The organism is Burkholderia sp. SCN-KJ (assembly GCF_024656005.1).
In the GTDB taxonomy this organism is placed as follows: domain Bacteria; phylum Pseudomonadota; class Gammaproteobacteria; order Burkholderiales; family Burkholderiaceae; genus Burkholderia.
In genome coordinates, this window is the sequence record NZ_JANKOG010000121.1 from 1 (window position 1) to 277 (window position 277).

The 277-nt window shown below is 64.6% G+C and carries 1 protein-coding gene; it reads right to left on the reverse strand.

The genetic code is table 11. From position 1 onward, the window contains the following. Nucleotides 1-277: AMP-binding protein (locus NQV17_RS37905; RefSeq protein ID WP_257776176.1), on the reverse strand; the 277-nt coding region annotated here is incomplete at both ends.

Consider the following 277-nt stretch of genomic DNA (forward strand, 5'->3'; position numbering starts at 1 on the left):
ATGCTTGTGGTACCACATCCACGCTTCCGGATTGATCGGCTCGCCGACCGTGCCGATGATGCGCAGGCTCGACAGGTCGTAGCTCTTCGGATGGACCTTGTCGTCGGCCTCGGCGGCCTTGATCAGCGAACGGATCGCGGTCGGCGCGGTGTAGAACACCGTGACCTTGTGATCGCCGATCATCTTCCAGAAGCGCCCGGCGTCCGGATAGGTCGGCACGCCCTCGAACACGACCTGCGTGCCGCCGCACGCGAGCGGGCCGTACGTGATGTACGTG